Source organism: Pseudomonas sp. 8Z (assembly GCF_902506535.1).
In the GTDB taxonomy this organism is placed as follows: Bacteria; Pseudomonadota; Gammaproteobacteria; order Pseudomonadales; family Pseudomonadaceae; genus Aquipseudomonas.
In genome coordinates this window covers 1549841-1562644 of record NZ_LR733827.1, presented here as the reverse complement: position 1 = coordinate 1562644, position 12804 = coordinate 1549841, and the positions used below count along the sequence as shown (strand labels likewise).

At 61.8% G+C, this 12804-nt stretch carries 14 protein-coding genes; 6 read left to right on the top strand and 8 right to left on the bottom strand.

Features of this window, described 5'->3' with window-relative positions; all coding sequences use genetic code 11:
* Nucleotides 1-43 precede the first annotated feature (43 nt).
* From mpl to AERO9A_RS20060, 3 genes are all read left to right on the top strand, one after another.
* Entirely contained in the window at nt 44-1396 is a 1353-nt protein-coding gene (gene mpl, locus AERO9A_RS20070) for a UDP-N-acetylmuramate:L-alanyl-gamma-D-glutamyl-meso-diaminopimelate ligase (protein ID WP_159973670.1), read from the top strand.
* 176 nt (nt 1397-1572) lie between these two features.
* Complete coding sequence (gene ubiX, locus AERO9A_RS20065; RefSeq protein ID WP_159973669.1) at nt 1573-2202, top strand: flavin prenyltransferase UbiX; 630 nt, start codon at nt 1573-1575, stop codon at nt 2200-2202.
* Nucleotides 2195-2491 carry a YceK/YidQ family lipoprotein gene (locus tag AERO9A_RS20060; RefSeq protein ID WP_159973668.1) on the top strand — a complete coding sequence of 99 codons (297 nt, stop codon included), beginning with the start codon at nt 2195-2197 and terminating at the stop codon, nt 2489-2491. Before ubiX ends, AERO9A_RS20060 begins: the two co-directional genes overlap by 8 nt.
* Before the next feature lie 85 nt (nt 2492-2576).
* Here the strand turns inward: AERO9A_RS20060 and AERO9A_RS20055 are convergent, their stop codons facing one another.
* The 5 genes from AERO9A_RS20055 to AERO9A_RS20035 form a co-directional block, all read right to left on the bottom strand.
* Nucleotides 2577-3056, bottom strand: coding sequence for a YbaK/EbsC family protein (locus tag AERO9A_RS20055; protein ID WP_159973667.1), 480 nt, complete (start codon nt 3054-3056; stop codon nt 2577-2579).
* A 288-nt stretch (nt 3057-3344) separates the two neighbouring features.
* Entirely contained in the window at nt 3345-3662 is a 318-nt protein-coding gene (locus tag AERO9A_RS20050; protein WP_159973666.1) for a DUF5629 family protein, read from the bottom strand.
* Between the two features lie 4 nt (nt 3663-3666).
* Nucleotides 3667-4308, bottom strand: coding sequence for an oxidoreductase (locus AERO9A_RS20045; protein WP_159973665.1), 642 nt, complete (start codon nt 4306-4308; stop codon nt 3667-3669).
* A 30-nt stretch (nt 4309-4338) separates the two neighbouring features.
* Entirely contained in the window at nt 4339-6063 is a 1725-nt protein-coding gene (locus AERO9A_RS20040) for a C13 family peptidase (protein ID WP_159973664.1), read from the bottom strand.
* Between the two features lie 111 nt (nt 6064-6174).
* Nucleotides 6175-6630 carry a MaoC family dehydratase gene (locus AERO9A_RS20035; protein ID WP_159973663.1) on the bottom strand — a complete coding sequence of 152 codons (456 nt, stop codon included), beginning with the start codon at nt 6628-6630 and terminating at the stop codon, nt 6175-6177.
* 240 nt (nt 6631-6870) lie between these two features.
* Between AERO9A_RS20035 and AERO9A_RS20030 the strand changes: the two genes are divergently transcribed.
* From AERO9A_RS20030 to AERO9A_RS20020, 3 genes are all read left to right on the top strand, one after another.
* Nucleotides 6871-7230, top strand: coding sequence for a CidA/LrgA family protein (locus AERO9A_RS20030; RefSeq protein ID WP_159973662.1), 360 nt, complete (start codon nt 6871-6873; stop codon nt 7228-7230).
* Nucleotides 7227-7943, top strand: a complete 717-nt coding sequence (locus AERO9A_RS20025; RefSeq protein ID WP_159973661.1) for an LrgB family protein — start codon at nt 7227-7229, stop codon at nt 7941-7943. Before AERO9A_RS20030 ends, AERO9A_RS20025 begins: the two co-directional genes overlap by 4 nt.
* A gap of 61 nt (nt 7944-8004) precedes the next feature.
* Nucleotides 8005-8589, top strand: coding sequence for an LON peptidase substrate-binding domain-containing protein (locus AERO9A_RS20020; RefSeq protein WP_159973660.1), 585 nt, complete (start codon nt 8005-8007; stop codon nt 8587-8589).
* Between the two features lie 2 nt (nt 8590-8591).
* Here the strand turns inward: AERO9A_RS20020 and AERO9A_RS20015 are convergent, their stop codons facing one another.
* The 3 genes from AERO9A_RS20015 to AERO9A_RS20005 all read right to left on the bottom strand — a co-directional run bounded on the left by AERO9A_RS20015 (nt 8592) and on the right by AERO9A_RS20005 (nt 12400).
* A complete protein-coding gene (locus tag AERO9A_RS20015) occupies nt 8592-9908 on the bottom strand; it encodes a bifunctional DedA family/phosphatase PAP2 family protein (RefSeq protein ID WP_159973659.1) in 1317 nt (438 codons plus the stop codon).
* Nucleotides 9905-10621, bottom strand: coding sequence for a DNA-3-methyladenine glycosylase (locus AERO9A_RS20010; RefSeq protein ID WP_159973658.1), 717 nt, complete (start codon nt 10619-10621; stop codon nt 9905-9907). The genes AERO9A_RS20015 and AERO9A_RS20010 overlap by 4 nt, the downstream gene beginning before the upstream one ends.
* A 159-nt stretch (nt 10622-10780) precedes the next feature.
* On the bottom strand, nt 10781-12400 hold the full coding sequence (locus AERO9A_RS20005) for a DUF4041 domain-containing protein (RefSeq protein ID WP_159973657.1): 1620 nt from the start codon (nt 12398-12400) through the stop codon (nt 10781-10783).
* Nucleotides 12401-12804: the final 404 nt, after the last annotated feature.

Genomic DNA, 12804 nt, shown 5'->3' with positions numbered 1-12804 from the left:
CGATTGTTTCAAGGCCCCGTGCGGGCGGTTTTCGAGGACATCCATGCACATCCACATTCTCGGTATCTGCGGCACCTTCATGGGGTCGCTGGCCGTTCTGGCCAAGGAACTCGGCCATCGTGTCACCGGCTCTGATGCCAATGTTTACCCCCCCATGAGCACCCAGCTCGAAGCCCAGGGCATCGAGCTGATGCAGGGCTATGATCCGGCGCACCTGCAACCGGCGCCCGATCTGGTGGTGGTGGGCAATGCCATGAGCCGTGGCAACCCAGCGGTGGAATACGTGCTGAACCAGGGCTTGCCTTATGTGTCCGGCCCGCAGTGGCTGGCCGATCACGTATTGCAGGGGCGTTGGGTGCTGGCGGTGGCTGGCACTCACGGCAAGACCAGCAGTTCGAGCATGCTGGCTTGGGTGCTGGAGCATGCCGGGATGAGCCCTGGCTTTCTGATTGGCGGCGTGCCGCAGAACTTCGGCATTTCCGCACGGCTGGGTGGTACGCCATTCTTCGTGGTCGAGGCTGACGAGTACGACAGCGCCTTCTTCGACAAGCGCAGCAAGTTCGTTCACTACCGCCCGCGTACGGCGATCCTCAATAATCTTGAGTTCGATCACGCAGATATCTTCCCCGATCTGGCGGCAATCGAGCGGCAGTTCCACCATCTGGTGCGTACCATTCCAGGCCAGGGGCTGGTGATTCATCCAGCCAGCGAAACCGCGCTGGCGCGGGTGATTGAGATGGGCTGCTGGACGCCGGTGCAGACCACCGGTGAGGGCGGTCAGTGGCAAGCGCGCTTGCTCAGCGCTGACGGCTCGCGCTTCGAGGTGAGCTTCGACGGTAAGGTCGAAGGCACCGTGCAGTGGAATCTGACCGGTCAGCACAATGTCGCCAACGCCCTGGCCGTGCTCGCTGCCGCCCGGCATGTCGGCGTGGTGCCGGCGTTGGGCATCGAGGCGCTGGGTTTGTTCGTCAACGCCAAGCGGCGTATGGAAAAGGTCGCTGAGGTGAATGGCGTGACGGTTTTCGACGACTTCGCCCACCATCCGACGGCGATTGCCACCACGCTCGATGGCCTGCGCAAACGCGTCGGCGACGATACTCAGGTGATTGCGGTGATCGAGCCACGCTCCAATTCGATGAAGCTCGGCGCCCACCGCGACGGCCTGGCCGAATCTGCCGCGCAGGCCGATGCGGTGTTCTGGTACGCGCCACCTAATCTTGGTTGGGACCTGGCCGCCACTGTGGCGCAGGCATCTAACCCGACGCAGGTGTGCGATTCGCTGGAATCGATCATCGATGGCGTAAAGGCCCTGGTGCGGCCTGGCACCCAGGTGGTGATCATGAGCAACGGCGGTTTCGGTGGGTTGCACGGCAAACTGGCCAAGGCCCTGGCCTGAGCGGCTAGCTAGGTTGTAGGGCGGGTGAAGCCCGCCAAGTGTGGCAAGTCGGCGGGTTACACCCGCCCTACGGGCTGGGCCAAGGCCCTGGTCTGAGCGGCTAGCTGGGTTGTAGGGCGGGTGAAACCCGCCAAGTGTGGAAAAACGGCGGGTTGTCCCCGCCCAACGGAGCATCGATGAGCGGTCCCGAACGTATTACTTTGGCCATGACGGGCGCTTCCGGCGCGCAATATGGGCTGCGTCTGCTCGATTGCCTGGTGCAGGAGGAGCGCGAGGTGCACTTCCTGATCTCCAAGGCCGCGCAATTGGTGATGGCCACCGAAACCGATGTGGCCCTGCCAGCCAAACCGCAGGCCATGGCGCAGTTTCTCACCGAATACACCGGCGCCGCGCCGGGGCAGATTCGCGTCTACGGCAAGGAAGACTGGATGGCGCCCGCCGCCTCCGGTTCCGGCGCGCCGACCGCGATGGTGGTGGTGCCATGCAGCACCGGCACTCTGTCGGCGATAGCCACGGGGGCTTGCAACAACCTGATCGAACGCGCCGCCGATGTGGCGCTGAAGGAGCGTCGTCAGTTGATTGTGGTGCCGCGTGAGGCGCCGTATTCGAGCATTCATCTGGAGAACATGCTCAAACTGTCGAACCTTGGCGTGACCATTCTGCCGGCCTCGCCTGGTTTCTATCACCAGCCGCAGACGCTCGATGATCTGGTGGATTTCGTCGTTGCGCGCATCCTCAACTGCCTGGGCATTCCCCAGGACATGCTGCCACGCTGGGGTGAGCATCATATGGTGTCCGATGACTAACGCCATGCGTCTGGCTGCCTGTGCAATGGCGTTGTTGAGCCTGACGGGCTGCGCCACCGTACGCACCCTGGATGCGGCCAAACCTGGTGCGCCGGTGGTGTACGCCGGTACTCGTCTGGACTGGTACGCGATCAAGGGCGGCTGCTGCCCGATGGATCGTTTTGGTGCCGAGGCGCCGATTTATCCGGGGTTGGATCTACCGGGTAGTGCGCTGCTCGATACCCTGTTGCTGCCTTTGTCGTTGGCTGCGGCGCTGGGTGTGAACCTGGGTGTCAGTGGTGGGCTGTAACGCGGATCTGCGGGGGGCAAATGGTGAGGTTTGGCGCGCTGTCCCCCGATAGCACTCGGGCTAGGAGTTGAGCGGCCATCTGGCTTTAGTGGGCTTCGGTTTCCACTTCCTGGCATACATCGATCCACTCGGCATCTACCAGTTCGGCCATGCGTTGCGGGGCGATACGCACGGCGCTGTGAGTGGCGCCGGCGGCGGGCAGCACTTCGTCAAAGGCCAGTAGCGAGCGGTCGCAGTACACGCTCAAGGGAGTGGCCAGGCCGAACGGGCAGACGCCCCCGACCGGGTGGCTGGTCAGCTCGATCACTGTCTGTGCATCGAGCATGCGTGCCTTGGCGCCGAAGCATTCCTTCATCTTGCCGTTGTCGATGCGGGCGTCACCACGGGTGACGATTAGCACGTCACGCTGTGCGATGCAAAAGGCTAGGGTCTTGGCGATCTGCCCCGGTTGCACGCCATGTGCCTCGGCGGCCAGGGCCACCGTGGCGGTGCTGGATTGCAGTTCGATGATCGCGATGTCGGGCGCCTTGGCGGCGAAGAAGGCGCGAACAGAAGCCAGGCTCATGAAACGGTTCCCCAGTGACTGTCGTGGCCGCAGTCAGCTTCCCGCTGCCCTGGCGCAGCCCATCCTGGAGCACCGTTGTGGTCGTGACCACGGCTTATGAAGCGGCCATGCTGCGCGTGAGGCGCGCTCTGCGTCAAGGGGCGTTACGGTCGGGTTACAGACAGATGCGCTATTTTCATGACCTCATCCGCCCCATAATGCGGTTTTTCGTCGCAGTTAACGCTATGCGGCGTTTTCATGGCTCAGCGTTCGCTAGGCGCTCGACCTTCACGGGTGGCTTGCTCTGGTTTATGGCGCTTCGTCGCCATCCTCATCAAGGTTATCGCCGCGGAAGGCGGCAAAGCACTTGAGCGGGTGGCTGCCGTTGGTATCAGTGAGCGTCCAGATGTCGTTTTGTGCATCGTGCGTGGCGGCGCGCACAGCGCTCAGGCTGAATTGCCAGCGACGTGTGGTGCGACCGTCGATGCATTCGATCCACAGCACGGGCTGCTCGGCATCGGCGTCGGTTTTTTGCGACAGCTCATCGTCCAGCTCGAACTGCCAGGCGTGCAGACCGTCGATTTCCAGCATGTCGGCGTTTTGCAGTGCGTCGATCAGATTGCTCATGGCGTCAGCGTCCCAGGCGGCGTAAGTCGGCGGATTCGATCACGCGCGTGCCGTTCTCTTCTTCCAGCGCCAGGCGCCAGAGGGCGCGGGCCAGAACGCTGGCGTCGATGCCGCGGTATTTGCCCGGCAGCCAGCGCAGCAGCGGTGCGGCCAGGCGTTCGCCCAGGCGAAACTCGCGGCGTGCGCCGAGCAGCAGGGAGGGGCGGGCGATGGTCAGTTGTGGCCAGTCCATGGCTTTTAGCGCGCCTTCGGTTTCACCTTTGACGCGGTTGTAGAACACCGAGGATTGCGGGTCGGCGCCGAGTGCGCTGATCACCACCAGGTGGCGCGCGCCCAGTTCGCGTGCGCGGCGGGCGAAGGCCAGCACCAGATCGTGGTCGACGGCGCGGAAGGCCTCTTGCGAGCCCGCTTGTTTGAGGGTGCTGCCCAGGCAGCAGAAGGCGGTGTCCACGGGGCCGCTGAGGGTGCTCAGTAACTGGTCGAGGTCGCCGAGGGGATTTTCCAGGTGCGGATGGCTGGCCAGCGGACGGCGCGTCGGCGCCAGGACGCGGGCGACCGTGGGTTCGCTGAGCAGGCGATCGAGCAGGTATTCGCCGGTGAGGCCAGTGGCCCCTGCGATCATGATGTGCTGTGGGGTCAGATGCATTCGAGTCTCTCTTGTCCGTTAGCGCTGAGCTTAGTCGTTTGCAGGTGTGCTGGCCACGGCGCTCAAGGCGCGTTCGGCTTGACTCTGACGCAGGTTGCGCCATTGCTGGAGCACTTCGCGAGGCGCCCAGATCTGCGGTTCGGAAGGTTCGAAGCCGTCGCTCTGCTCGCGCTCGGCGACGCGTTCCTTGGCCAGTTCGAAGGCGCGTTCGAGGTTGTCTGTTTCGCCGAGGGCTTCGGCGAATAGGGCGCGGCCAAAGTAGGTGAAGTCGTTATCCTCACTGCAGCCGAAGGACACTCGGTCGGCCCGTGCGGCGGTCATGATCAGGGTTCTGTCATCCTTCAATGGCGGGATGAAACCGCCGGAGTAGCAGGCGGAGATCACCACCACTTTGTCGCGATCTTTCAGCGGTGCGAGCACGGCGGCCAGTTCGCTGGCTGGCAGGTCGGCGAGCTGCAGGCGGGGTTGGTCGAGATTTAGCTCGTGGTGACGGGAGCCGTGGCTGGTCAGGTAGATGAACACCAGGTCTTCGGGGCCGCTACGCTCGGCGATGGCTTTGACTGCGCGGGCGAGGTTCTCGCGCGTGGCCAGTGGGCGGTCGGCGAGGTGGTCGCGGTGGTTGACCAGGGTGATGTTGCCGTAGGCACCGAAGCGTTCGCGTAGCAGGCGGGCGACATAGTCGGCTTCACGCATGAACACGCTCTGTTTGCCGTCGCCAGCGAGGGTCAGGGCGTAAAGTTCGCGCTGTGGTGTCGAATTTGGCAGCGCCGCGATGGCGGTATCGAGCAGGCGGCCTTGGTTGAGCAGGCCTTGTTCGAGGCTGTCTGGCAGTAGGTGGCCCTCGGCGTCGCGGATCAGGCGGCCGCGTTGCCAGGTGCCCGCCAGGCGCGTGCCATCGGCCTGATCCAGGCGGCCCTCGCCACTGTATTGACCTGCCGAGAAGTGGCCCTGGTAGACGCTGCCATCAGCCAGCGTCAGGAGACCTTCACCTTCGTAGCGCCAGTCCTCGAACTGGCCCAGGTAGCGGCTGCCGTCGGCACCGATATATTCGCCAGAGCCTTGCATCGAGCCGTCGACGAACTCGCCTGCCCAGACCTCGCCGTTGCCGCTTTGATAGCGTCCCTTGCCGTGGAATTGGCTGTTCTGGAAACCGCCGCTGTAGGTGTCGCCGTCGCCGCTGGTGTAGCTGCCCTGGCCGTTGAGCTGCCCCTGGCTGAACTGGCCACTGTACTGGTTGCCGTAGCCATCTTTGCGTACGCCCTGGCCCTCGGGTTGGCCGTTGACGAACTGGCCCTGGAAGCTGCTGCCGTCGCTGAGTGTTAGCGTACCCAAGCCGTTGAATCGGTCGTTGCTAAATTCCCCCTGGTAACGCTGCCCGGCCTGTTCCAGCACGCCTTCGCCATGGAATCGGTTGCGCGCGAAGGCGCCTTCGTAGCGGCTGCCGTCGCTGTAGGTGAGCGTACCCTGGCCGTGAAACATGCCTTCGTGAAACTCGCCCTGGTAATGCTCGCCACCTGGCCCTTGCCATTCGCCGGTGCCTTCCAGCAGGCCGTCCTTGAACTGGCCGACGAACCAACTCCCGTTGCGGTAGTCGAGTCGACCTGGGCCTTGTAGCAGGCCGTTCACCACTTGCCCTCGGTACTGTCCGCCGTCTGGTAGCACGGCATTGGGCGGCAGCACCTGGCGCACGTCGTCGCAGGCGACGAGCAGCAAGCTCAGGCAAAGGGGCGCAAGGCGCAGGGGCGTTGAGAACATGGTGGACATCCGAGTCGAAAGCAACGACACGCAGTATGCCCCATGCATGGGCGTTCTTGCTCTAGCCGAGCACGATTGAGGCGGCGGGCCAGGCAGGCCCGCCGCAGCGGATCAGACGAAGCAGAGGGTCAGCGGTTCGGCGATATAGGCCGGTTTCTCCTGGCCTTCGATCTCCAGTACGGCGCGGGCCTTGAGCAACCATTGGCCAGGGTTTTTTTCGTTGGCGTCGGTCAGGGTCACGACTAGGCGCACGCGCGAATCCACCTTCACCGGCTGGATGAAGCGCACGCTGTCCATGCCGTAGTTGACGGCCATTTTCAGGCCTTGCGGCAGCACCATGATGTTTTCCATCAGCATGGGGATCAGCGACAGCGAGAGAAAACCGTGGGCGATGGTGCTGCCAAACGGGGTGTGCTTGGCCTTTTCCGGGTCGACGTGGATGAACTGGTGGTCGCCGGTACACTCGGCGAACTGGTTGATGCGTTGTTGGTCGATGGTCAGCCAGTCGGACTTGCCGAGCTCCTTGCCGATGTGATCCTTCAGTTCTGCTACGGGTACTAAGGGCATGATTCCTCCTTGAGGACGCAGGTGTCGTGAAACTGCTGCAGCCTAGATCAGCATGGGGGCGGCAGCCGGTCAAGTGTGCCTAGGTGGACTGAATGACGCGGCATAGGCCAGCCTGCATAAGCAAGAGCGGGGCCGATACCGCAGCATCGGGCCTATAATGGCCGCCATCTCATCAAGGATGAGCGCACGCCTGTGTTCAGGCCGCTGCCGGTTATCGTCTGTCGTTCGGAGAATAGATTCATGCTGCTTCGCGGCTTGTCCTGGCTGGTGTTGTGCCAGCTACTCGGTACTGCCCTCAATGTGTTGTTACTGCCCATGCTGCCGGGGCCGATCATCGGCATGCTGCTGCTGTTCGTGTTTCTCATGCTGCGTGGCGAAGTGGGCGAGCCGCTCAGTGTCGCCTCCAGCAGTCTGCTCAAATACCTGCCGTTGATTCTGGTGCCCCCTGCTGTGGGGGTGATGGCTTATGCCAGTGATATCGCCGCTGACTTCTGGTCGGTAGCCGGTGCCTTGTTGCTTTCACTGCTACTGTCGGTAGCTTTCGCCGGTTGGTTGATGCAAAAACTGATCGAGCGCCAGCAACGCCGGGAGGACGCATGAGTCCCGATTGGCAGGGCGCCTGGCTGGCGCTGACGCATCACCCGTTGTTCGGTATCGGCATCACCCTGGGGGCCTATCAGTTGGCCATGGCCGCCTATGAACGCACGCGCTGGGTCTTCCTGCAGCCGGTGCTGGTGTCCATGCTGACAGTCATCACCATCCTCTTGCTCAGCGGCCTGAGCTTTGCCGAATACAAGAACAGCGTGGCCGCGCTGACCCTGTTGCTGGGCCCTGCGACGGTGGCGCTGGCTGTGCCGCTGTATCTGAATCTGCGGCGTATTCGCCAATTGTTCTGGCCGATCATCCTGACTCTGGCGCTGGCCGGTACTTTTGCCACCGTCATGGGGGTGGGCCTGGCCTGGGTGTTCGGTGCCGAGCCGGTCATGCTGATGAGTATGGCGCCGAAGTCAGTGACCTCGCCGATAGCCATGCTGGTGGCTGACCAAATCGGCGGTATCGCCGCTCTGGCGGCGGTGTTCGTGATGATCACCGGGGTCATTGGCGCCATTGTCGGGCCTACCATCTTGCGTCTGTGCCGCGTGCATCATCCGGCTGCCCAGGGCTTGGCGCTGGGCATCACCGCGCATGCCGTGGGCACGGCGCGGGCTCTGCAGGACAGCGATGAAAGTGGCGCCTTCGCTGCGCTGGCCATGAGCCTGATGGGGGTGATTACCGCCGTCTTGCTGCCTCTGGGCGTCGCGCTGCTAGTGTGAGTTGGCCGTTCGTCTCTGGCACACTGCGCAGCACCGATACGTTGCGCAAGGCCGCCTACCGATGAACCTGCCTTTATTTCCGCTCAATACCGTGCTGTTTCCTGCTTGCATGCTCGATTTGCAGATATTCGAGGCGCGTTATCTGGACATGATCAGCCGCTGTATGAAGCAGGGTAGCGGCTTCGGCGTGGTGTGCATCGTCGAGGGGCAGGAGGCCGGCGAGGCGGCCAGTCAGTTCGCCGCCATCGGCTGCGAAGCGCTGGTGCGCGACTTCCAGCAGCGCCCCAATGGCCTGCTGGGTATCCGTGTCGAGGGTGGCCGGCGTTTTCGCGTCGAGCGGGCCCAGGTTCTGCCAGATCAGTTGACCATCGCCGACGTGCACTGGCTGGACGAGCAGAGCGATTACCCGCTGCTGCCCGAGCATGCCGATCTGGCCGCGCTGCTCACGGCGCTGGCCGAGCATCCACTGGTCTCCGGTCTCGGTATGGCTAGTTTGGTCGATGGCCAGCAGCAACTGGCCAACCAGCTAGCCTACTTGTTGCCGCTGGAACCCGCGCAGAAGCTGGAACTGCTGCAGCAGGGCGACCCGACACTGCGTCTGGAGCGCCTGCAGGTGCTGTTGGAGCGCCTGCAGGGCGACGCTTAGTTTCAGTAGCTGTAGCGCAACAGGGTGGCGGAGAGCTGCCAGGTGACCATGGCACCGAACAGCGCTGCGCATATGCTCAGCACCAGCCACCATACCCTCGGCGGTAACGGCTGCAGCAGTGTTGTGCGCTGGGTCAGGGTCAGACTCAAGGCGCAGCACGTCGCTGCGACCAGGGCACCGGCGATGATGTCGCTGGGCCAGTGTACGCCCAGATAAACCCGCGACAAGGCAACGGCCAAGGCTGGCAGGCTGGCGACCAGTAGCCAGGTCAGGCGCGTGCGTGCCGGGCCGCCACGGCCAGCCAGTACGCCCAGGGTGAGAAAAAAGGCGAAGGCTCCTGAACTGTGCCCGCTGGGCAGGCTGTAAGTGTCCAGCGGCTGCAGCAGCACATCCGGTCGCGCGCGCTCCAGTAGATGCTTGAGCCCCGTGGTGGTGACGGAGTTGAGCAGCAGGCTGCAGGCGACGAACAGCCCGGCTTGCCAGCGCCGCACAATCAGCAGCAAGAGTACGAGCACGATGCCGGCGGCAAGTTGTATGTGAAAGTCGCCGAACCGAGTGATCAGCACCACGAACGGATCGAGTGCGGCGCTGCGCTCGCTCTGCACCAAGGTCATCAGACCGCGATCAAGGCTGTCCAGATGGGTGAACCCAATCAGGATGGCCGCCGCCGCGATGGCGCTCAGAACTGCCGCGAGCAGGCTGCTCCAGCGTTGCTCACGCAGGCTGGCCTGCATGATCAGCAACAGCATCACCGCCAGGCAGGCGCTGACGATACCGGCAGCGCTCCAAAAGCCCTCCGGCAAAGGCAAGCGAAGAGCCGCGCCGGTCGCCCATCCGGGCAGCATATAAGCGACGGCCCAACCAGCGGCGGCGATCATGCTGACCAAGATGAAGCGCACCACAGGCATGTCCAGCATGCCGGCTACCAGTGGCAGCATCGGGCGTAGCGGGCCGATGTAGCGGCCGATCAGTAGACTGATGACGCCGTAGCGCTGGAAGTAGCCTTCTGCTCCGCTGAGCCACTGAGGGTGATCGCGCAATACGGGAAGGCCTCTGATGCCTTGGTGAAAGCGCCGGCCCAGCGCGTAGGAAATGGCGTCCCCGAGCAGGCCGCCGACGTAGGCCAGCAGCAAGGTTTGCCACAGCTCCAGGGCGCCACTGCCAGCCAGCACCGCGAGACTGAATAGCACCACGGTACCGGGAATGATGATCCCGGCCACGGCCAGGCATTCCAGGGTCGCGACTATAAAAATGGCCAGCGCCAGCCAGTGTGGGCTGCCTTGCAGCCAGGTGGATAGATTGTCGAACCACTGCATCATGATGGGGCGTACTCCGGCACCAACAGTTGATAGTCGCGTCCTTCGACCTGGCCACGGCGCATTGGGTTGCGCGTGCAGTAGCGTGCATAGGCCGCATCGACGAAACGGTAGGGCAAATGTTCGTCGCGCCCGTGGGCAATGCCCAGGCGCGCGCATTGGATAATCTGCTGCGGCTGTTCGCCGACATCTTCGACAAACAAGCGCGTCAGGTCGAAGCGCTGCGCGTCCCAGTCCGGCACTTTCAGGGCCATGGCCTTGCACAGCAGCGTCTGCCCTGCGCATAGGCGTTCTGCTGGGCGTGCCCGGCCCTGACTGTCTGGATTATTGCGTTGCATAGCGGCAAGGGACTCGGCCCCGCTGATGGCGTCGATCCACGGGTGCCCGGATTTGATCAGTACCGCGTTGCCAGGGCCCTGAGCGCTGAAGTTGAGCGAATCACCCCCGCGCGCGTAGTACATGTAAATGTGCCCGCCATCTGCGAACAGCGCCTTGCGTTTTTCCGTGTAGCCGAGTGAGGCATGGCTGCCTTTGTCGGTCAGGTAATAGGCCTCGGTTTCGATGATTCGCGCGCTGAGCCAGAGGTCGCCGACCCGATGGCGAATCACCTTGCCCAGCAGGTTCTGCGCGACCCGCTGCGCATCACGATCAAAGAAGGCATCGGCCAGCGGCTTGGCTTCGTGCCAGGGCAGAGCAAGGGGCATGGCGTCGGGCATACAGGCTCGCAGTGTCCGCATCAGGGAGCGCGAGCATAGCAATAAGCACCTTAAAAATGCCTGAATAAGGCGATATCCACGCGTTTCTTAAGGTCTAACATGCAGGGTTCTGACCGTGACTGCACCCATGAGTTGCTGACATTGTCCCCAAAAGAGGCATCAATCGATGACGGCCTCATCCTCCACCTCTTCATACTCCATTTGGTGGCGCGTCCATTCCGCAGCAACGGCCGGGTTTTCCAGAATCTGTTGTTCGATCTGCAATGTTTCACGGTACTCACGAGCCTGAGCAGCCATGGTCCATTGCGTCTGCACGCCCAGTACTTCGAGTTCCTGCTTGATGTTGGTAATCCCTAAGCGGAAGAACTCTTTACGCGGATTGACCTTGTTGACCTGCTGCCGCAGGAAGTGGCGATGCAACTGTTTCTCCAGGCCAGGAGCGTCCTCACTGAAGATCATGGCATGCACGTCAAATTCAAAGGGCACGCTGGCATCACCCAGCTCACGAATTCGATCATTAGGCTCCAGACGACGAGTCATGCCGATCTTGAATACGTCCTCACCGAATGAGCCTATGTTCGAGATGACATAGACATGGCCTGTGCGGGTTTGCTGGGCCATCGAGAGGGCCCGCTGGTTCTTTTCCTCTGCTTGGCGCAACTGCTCCTGAAGGGCTGCTAGCTTGGCTTCGAACTCTGCGCGCTGTGCCTCAGATGCTGCAGCAACCTGCGCTTCGACCTTGTCCATAGCCTTGCGTAGGTTTTGCTCTTCTTTGGCCGCTTCTTTGATAGCTCGCTCGTATTCTCGGCGAGCCTTCTCTTCTTCGCGAATCTGCTCACGCAATCTTCGTTGTTCTGCGCGCTCTTGATCACGTATTGCTTGAGCCGTTGCGGCCCAGCGCAACTCCTCCAGGCGAGCCTGCAGGTAGGTTTCAGTGACTCTGGCGTTACGAAATGATGCACCGTTGATATTGACCAAGGCGAACGAGTCTCTGATTTCTTTTTCAAGCGTCCCGTGGTTGTCCGATTTGACCCGAGAAAGGATTGAATCCACCTTGCCATTGAAGGCGTCCGTGACAAATCGGATCGCCGTAGTGCGACGGTTTGCCTCGGCATAGTCACAGATGGCAGCCTGCCCATTCTTCACCATAAGCTTTGATAGCTCGCGAGCATCCTTGAGCTTCTGGCCTGCCTCGGTATACCCAATTTCTTCAGCAAGGTTATCTAGCAAGTGATAAATCGGGATGATGTACGCATCGCCGTAACCTTCGATCTTGTTCTTGATCGCGGCTGCCGCCTCTGTCAATTCCTTCAAACGTCCTGCGGCAGCATAGGCCTCCCCTGCAATCTCTTCTGCTTTTGCATGTGCAGAGTCGACAATTTGCTCGGCCTCAAGCAGCGCGCTCGAAAGTCTTGCTTCCGCTTGCTCCAGGCGCTGGCGAGTGACCTTGAGCATCTCGTCTTTCTGCGATTTGATTTCCTTATCCAGTCGGGCAACCTCAGCCTCCACATCAGTAAGAGCCTGGTAGCGCTCTAGCTGTGCCTGGAGAGTCGCCAGTCTGTTGCCTTGCTCGATGTAGCGCTGAGCAGCTACTCGTGCCTCATCAAGCAATGCCTCGATTTCACGCCGTTGTGCTTCCGTAAGCTCGTTGAGCTGCTTAATGTTGTCTTGCAGATAGCTCCGCTCAAGCAGAAGCGCAGCTCTGGCTTTCTGGTGTTTGGTGCTTTGGATAACGAAATAAATCAGCGCCGCAACGGCGCCGAGGAGGAGAAGTTCCATCTAATGTGGTTCCTTGTGTGCGACTGGCAGTTGAGATTGAGCGTGGGGCGAGCGAATGATGTCATGGTGCCATCTTCAGGGTTTCTAACCAATGATCTTAAATCCGGCGTTCCTAACATGCGGTTTCGATTGCGTTCAGTCGTTAGAAAAGGTGGTTCGCTCTGCTGCGTGGCTGGTATGCCAGGCTATTGCTCGCTGAGTTCTTGCAGGCGCCTTGCTACATCGGTCGTCAGTGACTGATAGGCCGCGTCAGCAGCAAAGCCTGGTTGTCTGAGCGTTTCGGCCTAGGCCTGTCCTGCTTGTCGGCTCTAAGTGCATACAGGTGTCGTAGATTATTCGGTTGCTTGCCCATGTGGAGTGGTTGCCGCCCTGGCGTTGCCAATCCAACGGGCTTGCAAAGCGCA

Bases quoted from the DNA above. Each gene is read 5' to 3' on its own strand.
- AERO9A_RS20035 (WP_159973663.1), bottom strand. From the start codon at position 6,630: ATGCCCTTAGTACCCGTAGCAGAACTGAAGGATCACATCGGCAAGGAG.
- AERO9A_RS20005 (WP_159973657.1), bottom strand. From the start codon at position 12,400: ATGGAACTTCTCCTCCTCGGCGCCGTTGCGGCGCTGATTTATTTCGTT.
- AERO9A_RS20060 (WP_159973668.1), top strand. From the start codon at position 2,195: ATGACTAACGCCATGCGTCTGGCTGCCTGTGCAATGGCGTTGTTGAGC.
- mpl (WP_159973670.1), top strand. From the start codon at position 44: ATGCACATCCACATTCTCGGTATCTGCGGCACCTTCATGGGGTCGCTG.
- AERO9A_RS20045 (WP_159973665.1), bottom strand. From the start codon at position 4,308: ATGCATCTGACCCCACAGCACATCATGATCGCAGGGGCCACTGGCCTC.
- AERO9A_RS20050 (WP_159973666.1), bottom strand. From the start codon at position 3,662: ATGAGCAATCTGATCGACGCACTGCAAAACGCCGACATGCTGGAAATC.
- AERO9A_RS20040 (WP_159973664.1), bottom strand. From the start codon at position 6,063: ATGTTCTCAACGCCCCTGCGCCTTGCGCCCCTTTGCCTGAGCTTGCTG.
- AERO9A_RS20020 (WP_159973660.1), top strand. From the start codon at position 8,005: ATGAACCTGCCTTTATTTCCGCTCAATACCGTGCTGTTTCCTGCTTGC.
- AERO9A_RS20010 (WP_159973658.1), bottom strand. From the start codon at position 10,621: ATGCCCGACGCCATGCCCCTTGCTCTGCCCTGGCACGAAGCCAAGCCG.
- AERO9A_RS20055 (WP_159973667.1), bottom strand. From the start codon at position 3,056: ATGAGCCTGGCTTCTGTTCGCGCCTTCTTCGCCGCCAAGGCGCCCGAC.
- ubiX (WP_159973669.1), top strand. From the start codon at position 1,573: ATGAGCGGTCCCGAACGTATTACTTTGGCCATGACGGGCGCTTCCGGC.
- AERO9A_RS20015 (WP_159973659.1), bottom strand. From the start codon at position 9,908: ATGATGCAGTGGTTCGACAATCTATCCACCTGGCTGCAAGGCAGCCCA.
- AERO9A_RS20025 (WP_159973661.1), top strand. From the start codon at position 7,227: ATGAGTCCCGATTGGCAGGGCGCCTGGCTGGCGCTGACGCATCACCCG.
- AERO9A_RS20030 (WP_159973662.1), top strand. From the start codon at position 6,871: ATGCTGCTTCGCGGCTTGTCCTGGCTGGTGTTGTGCCAGCTACTCGGT.